The organism is Microvirga sp. jy35 (assembly GCF_056148915.1).
In genome coordinates, this window is sequence record NZ_JBWBEW010000029.1 from 44,218 (window position 1) to 61,416 (window position 17,199).

Consider the following 17,199-nt stretch of genomic DNA (forward strand, 5'->3'; position numbering starts at 1 on the left):
GCGCCTCTGTTACCGGATTGGGCGGAAGGCGCATTGCGGTGCCGCCGCGCATCTTATACGAACCGTTCCAAACGACGCGCGACCCCCGTCGCCGATCAGGAGTGAATTCCATGGCTGAGGCGAAAGTGGCTCCACGGCCCTTGTCCCCGCATCTTCAGATCTACCGGTGGAGCTGGACGATGGCGATGTCCGTCGTCCACCGCATCACGGGCATTGCGCTTTACGGCGGCATCGCGCTCTTCGCCATCTGGCTCGTGGCCCTGGCCTCCGGGCCTGACGCCTTCGACGATGTGCAGTGGTTCTTCGGCTCACCCGTCGGATACCTGATCCTGTTCGGCTATACCTGGATCCTCATGCACCACATGCTGGGCGGCGTGCGCCACCTCGTATGGGATTTCGGCTTCGGCATGGAAGCGGTTCAGCGCATCAACATGGCCCGCTTCACCCTTGTCGGCTCGGTCGCGCTCACGCTGGCGATCTGGGTCGTGGCCTTCATCGCGTTCTAAGGAGACCGGACCATGGCAGACAACAGGGCTGACACCCGCGTTTCCATGCGAACCCCGCTGGCCCGCGTGAAGGGCCTCGGCGCCTCCGGGCACGGGGTCGAGCATTGGTGGCTCCACCGCATGACGGCGGTGTCGAACGTACCGCTCATCATCGCCTTCGTGATCATCGTGGCGGCGCTCGCGGCCTCCCCGTCCTATCAGGAGGCGATCGGCATCATCTCGCATCCGCTCACGGCGATCATCCTGCTCCTCGCGGTCATCTCGGTGGTCAACCACATGCGGCTCGGCATGCAGATCGTCATCGAGGACTACGTGCACGACAAGGGCCTGAAGATCGCGGCCGTCATCGCGAATAACTTCTATACCGTGATCATCGGGGTGGCCTGCCTCTACGCCATTCTCAAGGTCAGCCTCGGCCGCATCCTGGTTTAAGGACAAGAACTCATGGCTCAAGCAACGAACGGCGCAGCCATCAACGGCAAGGCCTACGACATCATCGACCACACCTTCGACGTGGTGGTCGTGGGCGCGGGCGGCGCGGGTCTGCGCGCCACCGTCGGCTGCTCGCAGGCCGGTCTTCGCACCGCCTGCATCACCAAGGTGTTCCCGACCCGCTCGCACACGGTGGCGGCGCAGGGCGGCATCTCGGCTTCGCTCGGCAACATGGGTCCGGACGACTGGCGCTGGCACATGTACGACACGGTGAAGGGCTCCGACTGGCTCGGGGACCAGGACGCGATCGAGTATCTCGTCCGCAACGCGCCGGCCGCCGTCTACGAGCTGGAGCACTGGGGCGTGCCGTTCTCCCGCACGGCCGAGGGCAAGATCTACCAGCGTCCCTTCGGCGGCATGACCACGGAGTTCGGCAAGGGCACGGCGCAGCGCACCTGTGCCGCCGCCGACCGCACGGGCCACGCGATCCTGCACACGCTGTACGGCCAGGCGGTGCGCAACCAGACCAATTTCTTCATCGAGTATTTCGCCCTCGACCTGATGATGGATTCCGACGGCCGCTGCATCGGCGTCGTGGCCCTCAACCAGTCCACCGGCGAGATCCACCGCTTCCGCGCCCACATGACGATCCTGGCGACAGGCGGCTACGGACGCGCCTATTTCTCGGCCACTTCCGCCCATACCTGCACGGGCGACGGCAACGCCATGGTGCTGCGGGCAGGCCTGCCGCTGCAAGACATGGAGTTCGTGCAGTTCCACCCCACCGGCATCTACGGCTCCGGCTGCCTCATCACCGAGGGCGCGCGCGGCGAGGGCGGGTATCTTACGAACTCGGAAGGCGAGCGCTTCATGGAGCGCTATGCGCCCTCCGCCAAGGACCTGGCCTCCCGTGACGTGGTCTCGCGCGCCATGACCATGGAGATCCGCGCCGGGCGCGGCGTGGGCAAGAACAAGGACCACATCTACCTGCACCTCGACCACCTCGACCCGAAGATCCTGCACGAGCGCCTGCCGGGCATCTCGGAGAGCGCCAAGATCTTCGCCGGCGTCGACGTCACCAAGGAGCCGATCCCGGTCCTGCCGACCGTGCACTACAACATGGGCGGCATCCCGACGAACTATCACGGCGAGGTGCTGACGCTCAAGAACGGCAACCCCGACACGGTGGTGCCGGGCCTGATGGCGCTCGGCGAAGCGGCCTGCGTGTCCGTGCACGGCGCCAACCGCCTCGGCTCCAACTCGCTCATCGACCTCGTGGTGTTCGGCCGCGCGGCGGGGCTTCGCTGCGCCGAGATCCTGGAGCCGAACGCCCGTCATGCGGACCTGCCGAAGAGCGCCGACGAACTCGCGCTCTCGCGCCTGGACAAGTTCCGCCATGCCAATGGCTCGACCTCGACCGCGGAGCTGCGCCTTCAGATGCAGAAGACCATGCAGAACAACTGCGCGGTGTTCCGCACCGGCGAGGTGCTGGAGGAGGGCCGACAGCTCATCCACCAGGTCTGGAACGGGGCCGCCGACATCAAGGTCACGGACCGCTCGCTGATCTGGAACACCGACCTGCTCGAGACGCTCGAGTTCGACAACCTGATCGGACAGGCGGTCGTCACCATGGAGGGAGCGGCGAACCGCCAGGAATCCCGCGGCGCGCACGCCCGCGAGGACTTCTCCGAGCGCGACGACAAGAACTGGATGAAGCACACGCTCGCGTGGCTCGACGACACCTCCCACAAGGTGAATCTCGATTACCGTCCGGTGCACACCTACACCATGTCGAACGACATTCAGTACATCGAGCCGAAGGCTCGCGTGTACTGATCGGGGTGGAAGACGAGCATGAAGTGCCGCATCTGGCGTACCCAGGTCGTTCAGGGCCGGTTCGAGGAATACGAACGGTTCGCCCGCGATGTCTCGCTGCCGATGTTCCAGTCCCAAGCTGGCTATCGGGGGGTGATGATGGCGGGAGACGGCTCGGATCGGATCGTCATCACCCTTTGGGAGAATGACGATGCCATTGCGGCGCTCGATACATCGTCCACCTATCGCGACACGGTTTCCAAGATCATCGCCACAGGCTTCCTGACAGGCGATCAGTCTGTTGAAGTTTACGACACCCACCTGTCGGATCTCGACGCGATCCGCGCGTGAGTGATTCAAAGGATTAGTGAGAAGTCGCCCATGGCCCAGTTCACCCTCCCGAAAAACTCCCAGTACACCGAAGGCAAGACCTGGCCGAAGCCGGCAGGAGCTTCCAACGTCCAGGCGTTCCGCATCTACCGCTGGAACCCGGATGACGGGCAGAATCCGCGCATCGACACTTTCTATGTCGATCGGGACGATTGCGGCCCGATGGTTCTCGATGCGCTGCTGTGGATCAAGAACAACGTCGACTCGTCCCTGGTCTTCCGCCGCTCCTGCCGCGAGGGCATCTGCGGCTCCTGCTCCATGAACATCATGGGCGGCAACACGCTCGCCTGCACGCTCGGCATCGACGATTGCGCCAGCGACACCATCAAGATCTATCCGCTGCCGCACATGCCGGTGCTGAAGGATCTGGTGCCGGACCTCACAAGCTTCTTCGCCCAGCATGCGGCCATCGAGCCGTGGCTGCAGACGCAGACGGCGGAGCCCGAGACCGAGTGGCGCCAGACCCCGGAGGAGCGCTCCAAGCTCGACGGCCTCTACGAGTGCATTCTGTGCGCCTGCTGCACCACCTCGTGCCCGAGCTACTGGTGGAACGGCGACCGGTTCCTTGGACCCGCGGCCCTGCTCCAGGCCTATCGCTGGCTCATCGACAGCCGCGACGAGTCCACCGGCGAGCGCCTCGACAACCTGCACGATCCGTTCCGGCTCTACCGCTGCCACACGATCATGAACTGCGCGAACACCTGCCCGAAGGGCCTGAACCCGGCCAAGGCCATCGCCGAGATCAAGAAGATGATGATCGCCCGGGCCGTCTGAGGCGACCTTGGTGACGCCTCCTGGCAACACTTTTCTCAAAAGGCGCCGTGTGCGCCTTTTTTTGTGAACCGCGATCCCATATGTCGAAGCCGGAACGATGTTGGCCTAGGTTCATATTCCTCCGGATAACCTGAGCCGCACCATCTTCCGTCCGGGATGGACGGCCCTGCATGCGAGGACGACGATGACGAAGCCCCTCTGGCTGACGATAGCTGTGATCTGTTCCGCGCTGGCCCTCGGCGGGTGCTCCTCGACCCGTCTCGGAGGTCCGCCGGTCCGCAGCGCGAATGCTGCCCCGATTGTCGAGGCGCCTCCGGTCGAGGCGGTGCCGTCCGGCCCGGTCGAGGCCACCCCGCTGCCTCCGGTGGCCGGTGCGCCGCTCGCATCCGACCCCATGGCTCCTCCGGCCGGCGGCACCGACATCGCCGGCCTGCCGCCTGCGCCGCCACCACCAGCCGTGTCGGCGCCCGCGCCTGCCGCTGCCCCGGCTCCGACGAGCCGCACCGGGATGGTCGGCAGCTGGAGCGCCCAGACGTCTGGCGGCAGCTGCCGCATCCAACTCTCGAGCACGCCAGCGCTCGACCTCTACCGCGCCTCGGCCTCGGGCTGCTCCAACCAGGACCTGTCCCGGGTCAATGCCTGGGATTACCGCGACGGCGAGGTCTATCTCTACCAGACCGGCGGTGCGGTCGCGGCGCGTCTGCGCGGCTCGTCTGCCTCGCTCAGCGGCGTCCTCGCCAAGTCGGGCGCTCCATTGTCGCTCTCGCGGTGATGACTGAAAAGCTGTCCCATCGTTGAGTGGCGCAGTTTGAAGGGCAGACCCTTTTCCCTCCCCCTCGTGGGAAGGGGTAACCGCGGCAGCGGCCGGGGTGGCGGTGCCGGCGCCGCATTCTGAGATGAAGGCGCTCACACCCCCACCTCCAACTCCTCCCCACAAGGGGGAGGAGGGCTTCGGGACCAGATCCTGAGAATAGGTGTCTCCCAGAAAATCCCGCCCCAAGACGTTTGCGCTCAACGCCCCGGAGAGGTATCGATCATCCCGTGAACGACACCTCCTTCTCCTCGCCTCGCTCCATCACGGCCCGCTACAACGCCCTCGTCGCTTCGGGCTCCATCGAGCGCGACCCCGCGCAGGTGCTGCTGCTCAAGCGGCTGGAGGCGCTGGCCGAGGCCCTCGGTTCCTATCGCCTTGCCCGCAAGCCCAGCGCGCTGGGCTGGCTGTTCGGCAAGAAGAGCCCCGCGCCCCCCAAGGGCCTTTACGTCTGGGGCTCGGTCGGACGCGGCAAGACCATGCTCATGGACCTGTTCTTCGAGGCGCTCCCCGTGCGGCGCAAGCGCCGGGTCCACTTCCACGCCTTCATGGCGGATGTGCACGAGCGCATCCACGTCTATCGGCAGAAGCTCAAAAGCGGTGAGGTCTCGGGCGACGATCCCATCGCGCCCGTGGCGGCGGCCCTGGCCGAGGAGGCCTGGGTGCTCTGCTTCGACGAGTTCACCGTCACCGACATTGCCGATGCGATGATCCTCGGGCGCCTGTTCACGGCCCTCTTCGGCCATGGGGTCGTGGTGGTGGCGACCTCCAACGTGGAACCGGACCGGCTCTACGAAGGCGGCCTCAACCGCTCGCTCTTCCTGCCCTTCATCGCGCTCCTGCAGGAGCGCATGGGGGTGGTGAAGCTCGAATCCCGCACGGATTTCCGGCTCGAGAAGCTTGCCGGCAGCCCGGTCTTCTACACCCCGGCCGATGAGCACTCCCGTACGGCCCTGACCCGCGCCTTCCGGGGTCTCACGGGCCGCGAGCACGGCAAGCCCGTGACCCTGACCGTGAAGGGCCACCCGGTGGAGGTGCCGCAGGCGGCGGGCGGCGTGGCGCGCTTCTCCTTCGAGGATCTCTGCGCAAAGCCCCTGGGCGCCTCCGACTATCTCGCCGTTGCGGAGCAGTTCCATACGGTCATCCTGGAGAACATCCCCACGATGAGCCTGGAGCGGCGCAACGAGGCCAAGCGCTTCATCATGCTCATCGACGCGCTCTACGATGGCCGTGTGAAGCTCCTCGCTTCGGCCGAGTCCGAGGTGCATGAGCTTTATCATGCGGATTCCGGCCGCGAGGCCTTCGAGTTCGACCGCACGGTCTCCCGCCTCATCGAGATGCGCTCCGAGGAATACCTGTCACTGCCGCACGGCCGCTCGGATTCGGAAGCCTCGGGCAGCACCACGGGACTTGCCGAGACATGAAGCGGCCGACCGGCAGCCTGGGGAAGGGGCCGGACTCCGCCCCGGCCGACACCCGGCTCCTTGCCATCGCGGCCGACCAGCTCCGGGAGTTCGGGCCGAGGCACGTCACCGTGGTCGGCATTGCCGATGCGGCCGGCATGACCCATGCCAACGTCTACCGCTACTTCACCAACAAGGCGGCTCTCATCGATGCGGTCGCCGGCCAGTGGCTGCGGGAGATGGAGGCGACGATTGCCGATATCGCGGATTCCCCCGATCCCACCGACGACAAGCTCGAGCGCCTGATCCAGGCCTGGGCGCGGGTTCACCGGGATCTCCTGAAGGAGGACCGCCATCTCTTCGACGTCTACTGCACGGCAACCGAGACCTCGCGCCCCCTGGTGCGCAAGCACCGGGCCCGCATGCGCCAGCTCATCGAGCGGGTGCTGGACGAAGGGATCGTCACGGGCAAGTTCGAGCCCCGCGACCGGGAGAAGGCCCATGCCTTCATCAGCGACGCGGTCTATCGCTTCATCAACCCGCTGACCGTGCGCCTCGATGCGGAGGTGCCGCAGGACATTCTCGACCAGCGTCTTGCCACCATGATCCGGGTGGTTCTGAGGGCTCTGGCGAACGGGAGCGTCTAGATCCAGTTACAAATTTCAGAATTTGTAACTGGAAAATCCAGCCTGCCTTGCCCGGTGCAAGTTCCTGTAAATGCGAAGTATTTCAGTTTTGTTAAGCTTGCCATGACTTTCCCGAGGGCTGAAAGTCTAGCCTGTTAACCTTTTGATCGCTTGATGGCTGCCCATTTCTGGTGTCATACAGCGCCACCTCAAAAAGGCTCATGCCAACAATCCAAGGACAGACCATGGCCCGTAAAAAGATCGCGCTCATCGGTGCAGGCCAGATCGGCGGAACCCTCGCCCATCTCGTCGGCTTGAAGGAACTCGGCGACGTCGTTCTCTTCGATATCGCGGAAGGCATCCCCCAGGGCAAAGGTCTCGACATTGCGGAATCCGCGCCGGTCGACGGGTTTGACGCCAAGTACAAGGGCGCCAACGACTACGCCGATATTGCCGGCGCCGACGTGATCATCGTCACCGCCGGCGTGCCGCGCAAGCCCGGCATGAGCCGCGACGACCTCATCGGCATCAACCTGAAGGTCATGGAAGCGGTCGGAGGCGGCATCAAGCAATATGCCCCGAACGCCTTCGTCATCTGCATCACCAACCCCCTCGACGCCATGGTGTGGGCGCTCCAGAAGTTTTCAGGCGTGGCTCCTGAGAAGATCGTCGGCATGGCCGGCGTGCTGGATTCGGCCCGCTTCCGCCACTTCCTGGCCGAGGAGTTCAACGTCTCGGTCGAGGACGTGACCGCCTTCGTGCTCGGCGGCCACGGCGACGACATGGTGCCGCTGGTGCGCTATTCCACGGTCGCCGGCGTCCCGCTGCCCGATCTCGTGAAGATGGGCTGGACCTCCCAAGCTAAGCTCGACGCCATGGTCGAGCGCACCCGCAAAGGGGGCGGCGAGATCGTCAACCTGCTCAAGACCGGCTCCGCCTTCTATGCGCCGGCGGCTTCCGCCATCGCCATGGCCGAGAGCTACCTCAAGGACAAGAAGCGTGTCCTGCCCTGCGCGGCCTATCTCACCGGCCAGTACGGCGTGACCGACATGTTCGTGGGCGTTCCGATCGTGATCGGCGAGAACGGCGTCGAGCGCATCGTCGAGGTCGAGTTCTCGTCAGACGAGAAGGCCATGTTCGAGAAGTCGGTGGCGTCCGTGCAGGGCCTCGTCGACGCCTGCAAGCAGATCAACCCGGCCCTGGCTTAACCATCACGCGTCATGGCCGCACTTGGTTTACGGCCATCCACGTCTTCAACCGCTGCTGCGGAGAGAAACGAATGAACATCCATGAATATCAAGGCAAGGCGGTCCTGAAGGAGTTCGGCCTGCCCGTCTCCCGCGGCGTCGCCATCTTCTCCGCCGACGAGGCGGAAGCCGCGGCACGAGAACTCGGCGGCCCGCTCTGGGTCGTGAAGTCCCAGATCCACGCGGGCGGACGCGGCAAGGGCAAGTTCAAGGAATCCGACGCAGGCGAGAAGGGTGGCGTCCGCCTCGCCAAGTCCGTCGACGAGGTGAAGCAGTTCGCCCAGCAGATGCTCGGCAAGACGCTCGTGACGATCCAGACCGGCGAAGCCGGCAAGCAGGTCAACCGCCTCTATATCGAGGACGGCTCCGACATCGAGAAGGAGTTCTACCTCTCCATGCTCGTCGACCGCGAGACCGGCCGCGTGGCCTTCGTGGTCTCCACCGAAGGCGGCATGGACATCGAGCAGGTCGCCCACGATACCCCTGAGAAGATCCTGACCTTCTCGGTCGATCCCGCGACCGGCGTGATGCCCCATCACGGCCGCACCGTCGCCAAGGCGCTCGGCCTGACCGGCCCGCTCGCCAAGGAAGCCGAGGACGTGGTTGCAAAGCTCTACCGGGCCTTCATCGCGAAGGACATGGAGATGCTGGAGATCAACCCGCTCATCGTCACCAAGGACGGGCACCTGAAGTGCCTCGACGCCAAGATCTCCTTCGACGGCAACGCCCTTTATCGCCACCCCGACGTGGTTGCGCTTCGCGACATCACGGAAGAGGACGAGAAGGAAATCGAGGCCTCCAAGTACGACCTCGCCTATATCGCGCTCGACGGCACCATCGGCTGCATGGTCAACGGCGCCGGCCTTGCCATGGCGACGCTCGACATCATCAAGCTCTACGGCGAGGAGCCGGCGAACTTTTTGGATGTCGGCGGCGGCGCCTCTGAGGAAAAGGTGACGGCGGCGTTCAAGATCATCACGGCCGACCCGAACGTGAAGGGCATCCTGGTCAACATCTTCGGCGGCATCATGAAGTGCGACGTCATCGCCCGCGGCGTGATCGCCGCGGTGAAGACGGTCGGCCTGCAGGTTCCCCTGGTGGTGCGCCTCGAGGGCACCAACGTGGAAGAGGGCAAGCAGATCATCCGCGAGTCCGGCCTCAACGTGATCCCGGCGGACGACCTCGACGACGCCGCCCAGAAGATCGTGAACGCCGTGCGCGGCGGAAAGTAAGGTTTCGACCCGATGTCCATCCTCATCACCAAAGACACCAAGGTCATCTGCCAGGGCTTCACCGGCAAGAACGGGACCTTCCATTCCGAGCAGGCCATCGCCTACGGGACCAAGATGGTCGGCGGGACCTCGCCGGGCAAAGGCGGCTCCACCCATCTGGGCCTGCCCGTGTTCGACACGGTCATGGAAGCGCGCGAGAAGACCGGCGCCGACGCCTCGGTGGTGTACGTTCCGCCTCCGGGCGCGGCGGATGCCATCTGCGAGGCGATCCAGGCCGAGATCCCGCTCATCGTCTGCATCACGGAAGGCATTCCGGTGCAGGACATGGTGCGCGTGAAGCGCTCGCTCCAGGGCTCCAAGTCGCGCCTCATCGGCCCCAACTGCCCCGGCATCGTCACCGCAGGCGAGTCGAAGATCGGCATCATGCCGGCCAACATCTTCAAGCCCGGCTCGGTCGGCATCGTGTCGCGCTCCGGCACGCTCACCTACGAGGCCGTGTTCCAGACCACCAATGAAGGCCTCGGCCAGACCACCGCGGTGGGCATCGGCGGCGATCCGGTGAAGGGCACCGAGTTCATTGAGATGCTCGACATGTTCCTGTCCGACCCCAGAACTGAGTCGATCGTCATGATCGGCGAGATCGGCGGCTCGGCCGAGGAAGAGGCGGCCGAGTTCATTGCCCGCGAGGCCAAGAAGGGCCGCAAGAAGCCGATGGTCGGCTTCATCGCCGGCCGCACGGCGCCTCCCGGACGCCGCATGGGCCATGCGGGCGCCATCATCTCCGGCGGCAAGGGCGGGGCCGAGGACAAGATCGCCGCCATGGAGGCCGCGGGCATCCGCGTGTCGCCCTCGCCGGCTCGCCTCGGCAAGACCCTGGTCGAGGTTCTGAAAGGTCAGTAACCGATAAAGGCCGCTCCGAACCCGGGGCGGCCCACAGTCATTTTGGATCGAGTATTGTCATGGCACGCCAAGACGCCAACGAAAAGCTTCTCAACACCGCTTTCCTCTATGGGGCGAACGCCTCCTACATCGAGGATCTTCACGCCCGCTACGAGCAGGATCCCGCCTCGGTCGACGCCGAGTGGCAGGCCTTCTTCGGCGCCTTGAAGGACGACAAGCAGGCTGTCGAGAAGGCCGCCAAGGGCCCGTCCTGGGAAAAGCCCAACTGGCCGATCCACGCCAACGGCGACCTCGTCTCGGCCCTCGACGGCAACTGGGCCCAGGTCGAGAAGGCAATGGGCGACAAGATCAAGGCGAAGGCCCAAACGAAGGGCGCCGAGATCAGTCAGGCCGACGTGCAGCAGGCGACCCGCGACTCCGTGCGCGCCATCATGCTGATCCGCGCCTATCGCGTGCGCGGCCATCTGCACGCCAAGCTCGATCCGCTCGAGATCAACCCGCGCCCGAACGATCAGGAGCTGCACCCGTCCCATTACGGCTTCACGGAAGCCGACTGGGACCGCAAGATCTTCCTCGACAACGTGCTCGGCCTCGAGTTCGCGACGATCCGCGAGATCGTGGCGATCCTGGACCGCACCTATTGCCAGACGCTGGGCGTCGAGTTCATGCACATCTCCGATCCGGTCGAGAAGGCCTGGATCCAGGAGCGCATCGAGGGTCCCGACAAGGAGATCAGCTTTACCAAGGAAGGCAAGCGCGCCATCCTCAACAAGCTCGTCGAGGCGGAAGGCTTCGAAAAGTTTCTTGACGTCCGCTACACCGGCACCAAGCGCTTCGGTCTGGACGGCGGCGAGTCGCTCATTCCGGCACTCGAGCAGATCATCAAGCGCGGCGGCAATCTCGGCGTGAAGGAGATCGTGCTCGGCATGGCCCATCGCGGCCGCCTCAACGTGCTCACCCAGGTCATGGGCAAGCCGCACCGGGCGCTCTTCCACGAGTTCAAGGGCGGCTCCTTCGCGCCCGACGACGTGGAAGGCTCCGGCGACGTGAAGTACCATCTCGGCGCGTCCTCGGACCGCACCTTCGACGGCAACAACGTCCACCTGTCGCTCACCGCGAACCCCTCGCACCTGGAGATCGTCAATCCCGTGGTGCTCGGCAAGGTTCGCGCCAAGCAGGACCAGCACGGCTGCACGCCAGACAACCGCACCGCCGTCATGCCGCTCCTCATCCACGGCGACGCGGCCTTCGCCGGCCAGGGCGTGGTGGCGGAATGCTTCGGGCTGTCGGGGCTTCGCGGCCACCGCACCGGCGGCTGGATCTCGTTCATCATCAACAACCAGATCGGCTTCACCACCGATCCGCGCTTCTCGCGCTCCTCGCCCTATCCGTCGGACGTGGCCAAGATGGTGGAGGCGCCGATCTTCCACGTGAACGGCGACGACCCGGAGGCTGTGGTCTTCGCGGCGAAAGTGGCGGCCGAATACCGGCAGAAGTTCCAGAAGCCCGTCGTCATCGACATGTTCTGCTACCGCCGCTTCGGCCATAACGAGGGCGACGAGCCGGCTTTCACCCAGCCGCTCATGTACCGCAAGATCCGGTCGCATCCGGCCATCGTGGAGCTCTACTCCAAGAAGCTCCTCGCCGAGGGCGTCGTGACCGAGGCGGAGCTCGAGGAGATGAAGTCGAGCTGGCGCTCCAAGCTCGACGCCGAGTTCGACATCGCGGGCAGCTACAAGCCCAACAAGGCCGACTGGCTCGACGGCCGCTGGTCGGGCCTCAAGGCCGTGCGCGAGGATCAGGACGATCCCCGCCGCGGGCAGACGGGCGTGGCGGCCGAGACCCTGCAGCAGATCGGCAAGGCGCTCACCACCATTCCGGAAGGATTCAACCTCCACCGCACGATCCAGCGCTTCCTCGACAACCGCAAGAAGATGCTGGAAACCGGCGAGGGCTTCGACTGGGCCATGGCCGAGGCGCTGGCCTTCGGGTCGCTCCTGCTCGAGGGACACCGCGTGCGCCTCTCCGGTCAGGACGTGGAGCGCGGCACCTTCTCGCAGCGCCACTCGGTTCTCACCGACCAGGAGAACGAGGAGCGCTACACGAACCTCAACCACATCAGCGAGGATCAGGCCCGCTACGAGGTCATCAACTCGATGCTCTCGGAGGAGGCGGTTCTCGGCTTCGAGTATGGCTATACGCTGTCCGAGCCGAACGCGCTGACCCTGTGGGAGGCGCAGTTCGGCGACTTCGCCAACGGCGCGCAGGTGGTCTTCGACCAGTTCGTGTCGTCGGGCGAACGCAAGTGGCTGCGCATGTCGGGCCTCGTCTGCCTGCTGCCGCACGGCTACGAGGGACAGGGTCCGGAGCACTCCTCAGCCCGCCTCGAGCGCTGGCTGCAGATGTGCGCCGAGGACAACATGCAGGTGAGCTACTGCTCCACTCCGGCGAACTACTTCCATGTCCTGCGCCGGCAGCTGAAGCGCGATTTCCGCAAGCCGCTGATCCTGATGACGCCGAAGAGCCTGCTGCGCCACAAGCGCTGCACGTCCTCGCTTGCCGACATCTCCGAGGGAACGTATTTCCATCGGGTTCTGCAGGACGATGCTCAAACCGGGCGCGACGGCGTCAAGCTGGTGAAGGACGACAAGATCCGGCGCGTCGTGATCTGCACGGGCAAGGTCTATTACGACCTGCTCGAGGAGCGCGAGAAGCGGGGCATCGACGACGTCTACCTGCTGCGCGTCGAGCAGCTCTATCCGTTCCCGGCGAAGTCGCTCGCGGCCGAGATCGCCCGCTTCAAGAAGGCCGACGTGGTGTGGTGCCAGGAAGAGCCCAAGAACATGGGCTCCTGGATGTTCGTCGAGCCCTATCTCGAATGGGTGCTCAAGACGGCCGGCTCCAAGGTGGATCGTCCCCGCTACGTGGGCCGCCCCGCTTCTGCTGCGACCGCCACCGGCCTCATGTCCAAGCATCAGGCCCAGCTGCAGGCCTTCCTCGACGAAGCCTTTGCGGCCTGATCGACCGGAGCACCGAAGGCATGCCGTTCCATCTTTGCAAGCTCCTGCCGCCGAGGCCGACCTTCCCGGGCGATATGACGACGTCCGAGGCTGGCCTGATGCAGGAGCATGCGGTCTATTGGCAAAAGGTGGCCGATCAGGGTGACGCCCTGATCGTCGGCCCCGTCCTTGATCCCGCAGGAGCCTGGGGTGTTGCCATTGTCGAAGTGAGCGATGCAGAGGCGGCTTTGGCCCTCACGGAGCAGGATCCGGTCATCCTTTCCGGAAGCGGCTTCCAATACGAGATCCATCCCATTCCGCAGGCAATCCTGCGGACCACCTAAGGCTTGATTCATGGCAACCGAAATCCGCGTACCCACTCTTGGCGAATCCGTATCAGAGGCCACCATCGGCCGCTGGTTCAAGAAGCCCGGCGATCCCGTGAAGGCCGACGAGCCCGTGCTCGAACTCGAGACCGACAAGGTCACCCTCGAGGTCAATGCACCGGCAAGCGGCACGCTCGGCGACATCGTGGCCAAGGACGGTGAGACCGTGAGCCCCGGCGCGGTCCTCGGCTCCATCGTCGACGGCGGTGCGGCGGCGGCTCCTGCCGCTGCCCCTGCCGCTGCCCCCAAGGCCGAGGCTCCGAAGGCCGCTCCGGCTCCCGCTGCAGCGCCTGCTCCGGCCGCAGCCGCTCCCGGCGCCGCCCAGGATCATGGCCCGGCCGTCGCCCGCCTTGCGGCCGAGAGCGGCGTGAGCCCGGCCAATGTCGGCGGCAGCGGCAAGGACGGCCGCGTGACCAAGGGCGACATGCTCGCGGCCATCGCCACGGGCGGTGCCCAGGCTACCGCTCCCGCCGCGCCGGTTCAGGTGCGTGCTCCTTCCGCGCCGAGCGATGCCGAGCGCGAAGAGCGCGTGAAGATGACCAAGCTGCGCCAGACCATCGCGCGCCGCCTCAAGGACGCCCAGAACACTGCCGCCATGCTCACCACGTTCAACGACGTGGACATGAGCGCGGTGATGAACATGCGCAGCCAGTACAAGGACGTGTTCGAGAAGAAGCACGGCACCAAGCTCGGCTTCATGGGCTTCTTCACCAAGGCGGTGATCCAGGCGCTCAAGGACGTGCCGGCGGTGAATGCCGAGATCGACGGCCAGGACCTGGTCTACAAGAACTACTACCACATCGGCATCGCGGTCGGCACCGAGAAGGGCCTCGTGGTTCCGGTGGTTCGCGATGCGGACGACCTGTCGGTTGCCGGCATCGAGAAGAAGATCACCGATTTCGGCCGCCGGGCCCGCGACGGCAAGCTCTCCATCGACGAGATGCAGGGCGGAACCTTCACCATCACCAACGGGGGCATCTACGGCTCGCTCATGTCGACGCCGATCCTCAACGCGCCGCAGTCGGGCATTCTCGGCATGCACCGCATCGAGGATCGCCCCGTCGTCCGCAACGGCCAGGTGGTCGTGCGCCCGATGATGTATCTCGCGCTGTCCTACGATCACCGCATCGTCGACGGCAAGGAGGCCGTGACCTTCCTCGTGCGGGTCAAGGAGGCCCTGGAGGATCCGGCGCGCCTCGTTCTGGATCTGTAATCGAAACACAACCCGTCATGCCCGGCCTCGTGCCGGGCATCCACGCCTTCTGAGCCGGACGGCCGTCCTAAGACGTGGATGGCCGGGACAAGCCCGGCCATGACGTCAAAAGGGATGACTCCCATGTCCTACGATCTCGTCGTTATCGGCACCGGCCCCGGCGGCTATGTGTGCGCCATCCGGGCCGCGCAGCTCGGCCTCAAGACCGCCGTGGTGGAAAAGCGCAAGACCCACGGCGGCACCTGCCTCAACGTGGGCTGCATTCCCTCAAAAGCCCTGCTTCATGCCTCGCACATGTTCCAGGACGCGCAGCACTTCGCCGACATGGGCATCGGCGTCAGCGCGCCGACGCTGGACCTCAAGAAGATGCTCGAGTTCAAGCAGGAAGGCGTCGAGGGCAATACCAAGGGCGTCGAGTTCCTGCTCAAGAAGAACAAGATCGACGCCTTCGTCGGCACCGCGCGCATTGCGGCTCCGGGCCAGATCGAGGTGACGGCCGAGGACGGTTCGAACCAGATGCTCGAGACGAAGAACATCGTCATCGCCACGGGCTCGGACGTCACCCGCCTGCCGGGCATCGAGATCGACGAGAAGGTGGTGGTCTCCTCCACCGGAGCCCTCGACCTGGAGACCGTGCCGAAGCGCCTCGTGGTGATCGGCGCCGGCGTGATCGGCCTGGAGCTCGGCTCCGTGTGGCGCCGTCTCGGCTCGGAGGTGACGGTGGTGGAATATCTCGACCGCATCCTGCCCGGCATGGACGGCGAGGTCGCCAAGAACTTCCAGCGCATCCTCGGCAAGCAGGGCTTCCAGTTCAAGCTCGGGGCCAAGGTCACAGGGGTCGAGAGAACCGGTAATGGCGCGACGCTCACCGTCGAGCCCGCCGCCGGCGGCAATGCAGAGACCATCGAGGCCGACGTGGTGCTCGTGGCCATCGGCCGCGTGCCCTTCACCCAGGGCCTCGGGCTCGACAAGGTGGGCGTCCAGCTCGACAACCGCGGCCGCATCCAGACGGATGCGCATTTCTCCACCAATGTCACGGGCATCTACGCCATCGGCGACGTGATCGCCGGCCCCATGCTCGCCCACAAGGCCGAGGACGAGGGCGTTGCCGTGGCAGAGATCCTGGCCGGCAAGGCGGGCCACGTGAACTACGACGTGATCCCGAGCGTGGTCTATACGTTCCCGGAGGTCGCCTCCGTGGGCAGGACCGAGGAAGAGCTGAAAAGCGCGGGCATCGCCTACAATGCGGGAAAATTCCCGTTCACGGCCAATGGCCGCGCCAAGGTGAACCGCACCACGGACGGCTTCGTGAAGATCCTGGCCGATGCTACGACCGACAAGGTGCTCGGCGTCCACATCGTCGGGGCGGAAGCGGGCAACCTCATCCACGAGGCGGCGATCGCCATGGAGTTCGGGGCTTCCTCCGAAGACATGGCCCGCACCTGCCATGCGCACCCGACGCTCGCGGAAGCTGTGAAGGAAGCAGCCCTCGCGGTGGAGAAGCGCGCGATCCACATGTAAGATGACAGGATGGCAAAGCTCCACTTCATCTACTCGGTGATGAATGCAGGCAAGACGACCCATCTCCTGCAGGTTCGCTACAACTACATCGAGAACGGCGGCAACGTGCTGCTGTTCACCAGCCTGATCGACGACCGTTTCGGCGTCGGCAAGGTGAAGTCGCGCATCGGCCTCGAGGCCGATGCGATCCCCTTGAGGAAGATCGACGACATCGGCGCCATGGTGGCGGCCGAGCATGCCAAGACGCCGGTCACGGTGGTGCTGGTGGACGAGGTCCAGTTCATGACCGCCGATCAGGTCCGCCAGCTCGCCTGGATCGTCGACGAGCTGAACGTGCCCGTCATGGCCTATGGGCTGAAGAACAATGTCTACGGCACGCTGTTCAGCGACGCCATTATCGCCATGATGGCGCTGGCCCAGGACTTCCAGGAGATCAAGCAGCTCTGCCATTGCGGCCGCAAGGCCACGATGATCCTGAAGTACGACCGCACCGGCGAGGCCGTCCGTTCAGGCCCGGTGATCGAGATCGGCGGCGAGGGCCGCTACGTCTCCGTCTGCCGCCCGCACTGGACCAAGGGGGACATCGGGCCGGCCGCCCGGCAATTGCTCGCCCAGCCGGTGGCGGCCGAGTAGACGCCTCGCGGTGCCGTGTCATCCCCGGCGCGCGAAGTGCGGGAAGGGGATCCACGATCCAGCTGCAGCGCCTGGATTCCCTGTTCCTGCGCTGGGCTCCCGCCGGGCATGGCACGCTCATCGTTCTGACGCTCCTCCAGCCCTGCCGCCCTCCTCGTCATCACCGGCCTTGTGCCGGTGATCTCGACTGGTAAGGCGCCGTGCGTCTCAGCATCGGGATGGCCGCAACAAGTGCGGCCATGACGCGGTGGGGCAGTGTAATGTTCTTACTTTGTTCTTGACAGCTCGCCTAAGCTCGGCTATATCGTTTG

16 protein-coding genes are annotated in these 17,199 nt (G+C 65.2%); all 16 read left to right on the top strand.

Annotated elements, in window-relative coordinates; all coding sequences use genetic code 11:
• The first annotated feature begins 110 nt into the window (after positions 1–110).
• The 16 genes from sdhC (at position 111) to AC0QTX_RS19125 (ending at position 16,888) form a co-directional block, all read left to right on the top strand.
• Positions 111–506 (top strand): succinate dehydrogenase, cytochrome b556 subunit, encoded by a 396-nt coding sequence (sdhC, locus tag AC0QTX_RS19050; RefSeq protein WP_474605391.1) that lies wholly within the window; start codon positions 111–113, stop codon positions 504–506.
• Between the two features lie 12 nt (positions 507–518).
• Positions 519–938 carry a succinate dehydrogenase, hydrophobic membrane anchor protein gene (gene sdhD, locus AC0QTX_RS19055; RefSeq protein WP_474605392.1) on the top strand — a complete coding sequence of 140 codons (420 nt, stop codon included), beginning with the start codon at positions 519–521 and terminating at the stop codon, positions 936–938.
• Between the two features lie 12 nt (positions 939–950).
• A complete protein-coding gene (gene sdhA, locus AC0QTX_RS19060; protein ID WP_474605393.1) occupies positions 951–2,774 on the top strand; it encodes a succinate dehydrogenase flavoprotein subunit in 1,824 nt (607 codons plus the stop codon).
• Positions 2,775–2,792: 18 nt separating this feature from the next.
• Positions 2,793–3,104, top strand: a complete 312-nt coding sequence (locus tag AC0QTX_RS19065; RefSeq protein ID WP_474605394.1) for a hypothetical protein — start codon at positions 2,793–2,795, stop codon at positions 3,102–3,104.
• A gap of 30 nt (positions 3,105–3,134) precedes the next feature.
• Positions 3,135–3,917: a succinate dehydrogenase iron-sulfur subunit gene (locus AC0QTX_RS19070; protein ID WP_474605395.1), complete on the top strand. Its 783-nt coding sequence runs from the start codon at positions 3,135–3,137 to the stop codon at positions 3,915–3,917.
• Between the two features lie 184 nt (positions 3,918–4,101).
• Positions 4,102–4,689, top strand: coding sequence for an AprI/Inh family metalloprotease inhibitor (locus AC0QTX_RS19075; RefSeq protein WP_474605396.1), 588 nt, complete (start codon positions 4,102–4,104; stop codon positions 4,687–4,689).
• 269 nt (positions 4,690–4,958) lie between these two features.
• Positions 4,959–6,152 carry a cell division protein ZapE gene (gene zapE / locus AC0QTX_RS19080; protein WP_474605397.1) on the top strand — a complete coding sequence of 398 codons (1,194 nt, stop codon included), beginning with the start codon at positions 4,959–4,961 and terminating at the stop codon, positions 6,150–6,152.
• Positions 6,149–6,778 carry a TetR/AcrR family transcriptional regulator gene (locus tag AC0QTX_RS19085; protein WP_474605398.1) on the top strand — a complete coding sequence of 210 codons (630 nt, stop codon included), beginning with the start codon at positions 6,149–6,151 and terminating at the stop codon, positions 6,776–6,778. The genes zapE and AC0QTX_RS19085 overlap by 4 nt, the downstream gene beginning before the upstream one ends.
• A 224-nt stretch (positions 6,779–7,002) precedes the next feature.
• Positions 7,003–7,965, top strand: coding sequence for a malate dehydrogenase (gene mdh / locus AC0QTX_RS19090; protein WP_474605399.1), 963 nt, complete (start codon positions 7,003–7,005; stop codon positions 7,963–7,965).
• A 71-nt stretch (positions 7,966–8,036) separates the two neighbouring features.
• Entirely contained in the window at positions 8,037–9,236 is a 1,200-nt protein-coding gene (gene sucC, locus AC0QTX_RS19095) for an ADP-forming succinate--CoA ligase subunit beta (protein ID WP_474605400.1), read from the top strand.
• A 12-nt stretch (positions 9,237–9,248) separates the two neighbouring features.
• Complete coding sequence (sucD, locus tag AC0QTX_RS19100) at positions 9,249–10,136, top strand: succinate--CoA ligase subunit alpha (RefSeq protein ID WP_474605401.1); 888 nt, start codon at positions 9,249–9,251, stop codon at positions 10,134–10,136.
• Positions 10,137–10,195: 59 nt separating this feature from the next.
• Positions 10,196–13,156, top strand: a complete 2,961-nt coding sequence (locus AC0QTX_RS19105; RefSeq protein WP_474605402.1) for a 2-oxoglutarate dehydrogenase E1 component — start codon at positions 10,196–10,198, stop codon at positions 13,154–13,156.
• A 20-nt stretch (positions 13,157–13,176) separates the two neighbouring features.
• A complete protein-coding gene (locus tag AC0QTX_RS19110; RefSeq protein ID WP_474605403.1) occupies positions 13,177–13,479 on the top strand; it encodes a YciI family protein in 303 nt (100 codons plus the stop codon).
• A 10-nt stretch (positions 13,480–13,489) separates the two neighbouring features.
• Positions 13,490–14,734, top strand: coding sequence for a 2-oxoglutarate dehydrogenase complex dihydrolipoyllysine-residue succinyltransferase (gene odhB / locus AC0QTX_RS19115; RefSeq protein WP_474605404.1), 1,245 nt, complete (start codon positions 13,490–13,492; stop codon positions 14,732–14,734).
• A gap of 123 nt (positions 14,735–14,857) precedes the next feature.
• Entirely contained in the window at positions 14,858–16,255 is a 1,398-nt protein-coding gene (lpdA, locus tag AC0QTX_RS19120) for a dihydrolipoyl dehydrogenase (protein WP_474605405.1), read from the top strand.
• A 9-nt stretch (positions 16,256–16,264) separates the two neighbouring features.
• Complete coding sequence (locus AC0QTX_RS19125; RefSeq protein ID WP_474605406.1) at positions 16,265–16,888, top strand: thymidine kinase; 624 nt, start codon at positions 16,265–16,267, stop codon at positions 16,886–16,888.
• Positions 16,889–17,199: the final 311 nt, after the last annotated feature.

Coding starts and splice junctions, on each gene's coding strand:
- sdhC (WP_474605391.1), top strand. CDS start 111: ATGGCTGAGGCGAAAGTGGCTCCACGGCCCTTGTCCCCGCATCTTCAG.
- sdhD (WP_474605392.1), top strand. CDS start 519: ATGGCAGACAACAGGGCTGACACCCGCGTTTCCATGCGAACCCCGCTG.
- sdhA (WP_474605393.1), top strand. CDS start 951: ATGGCTCAAGCAACGAACGGCGCAGCCATCAACGGCAAGGCCTACGAC.
- AC0QTX_RS19065 (WP_474605394.1), top strand. CDS start 2,793: ATGAAGTGCCGCATCTGGCGTACCCAGGTCGTTCAGGGCCGGTTCGAG.
- AC0QTX_RS19070 (WP_474605395.1), top strand. CDS start 3,135: ATGGCCCAGTTCACCCTCCCGAAAAACTCCCAGTACACCGAAGGCAAG.
- AC0QTX_RS19075 (WP_474605396.1), top strand. CDS start 4,102: ATGACGAAGCCCCTCTGGCTGACGATAGCTGTGATCTGTTCCGCGCTG.
- AC0QTX_RS19085 (WP_474605398.1), top strand. CDS start 6,149: ATGAAGCGGCCGACCGGCAGCCTGGGGAAGGGGCCGGACTCCGCCCCG.
- mdh (WP_474605399.1), top strand. CDS start 7,003: ATGGCCCGTAAAAAGATCGCGCTCATCGGTGCAGGCCAGATCGGCGGA.
- sucC (WP_474605400.1), top strand. CDS start 8,037: ATGAACATCCATGAATATCAAGGCAAGGCGGTCCTGAAGGAGTTCGGC.
- sucD (WP_474605401.1), top strand. CDS start 9,249: ATGTCCATCCTCATCACCAAAGACACCAAGGTCATCTGCCAGGGCTTC.
- AC0QTX_RS19105 (WP_474605402.1), top strand. CDS start 10,196: ATGGCACGCCAAGACGCCAACGAAAAGCTTCTCAACACCGCTTTCCTC.
- AC0QTX_RS19110 (WP_474605403.1), top strand. CDS start 13,177: ATGCCGTTCCATCTTTGCAAGCTCCTGCCGCCGAGGCCGACCTTCCCG.
- odhB (WP_474605404.1), top strand. CDS start 13,490: ATGGCAACCGAAATCCGCGTACCCACTCTTGGCGAATCCGTATCAGAG.
- lpdA (WP_474605405.1), top strand. CDS start 14,858: ATGTCCTACGATCTCGTCGTTATCGGCACCGGCCCCGGCGGCTATGTG.
- AC0QTX_RS19125 (WP_474605406.1), top strand. CDS start 16,265: ATGGCAAAGCTCCACTTCATCTACTCGGTGATGAATGCAGGCAAGACG.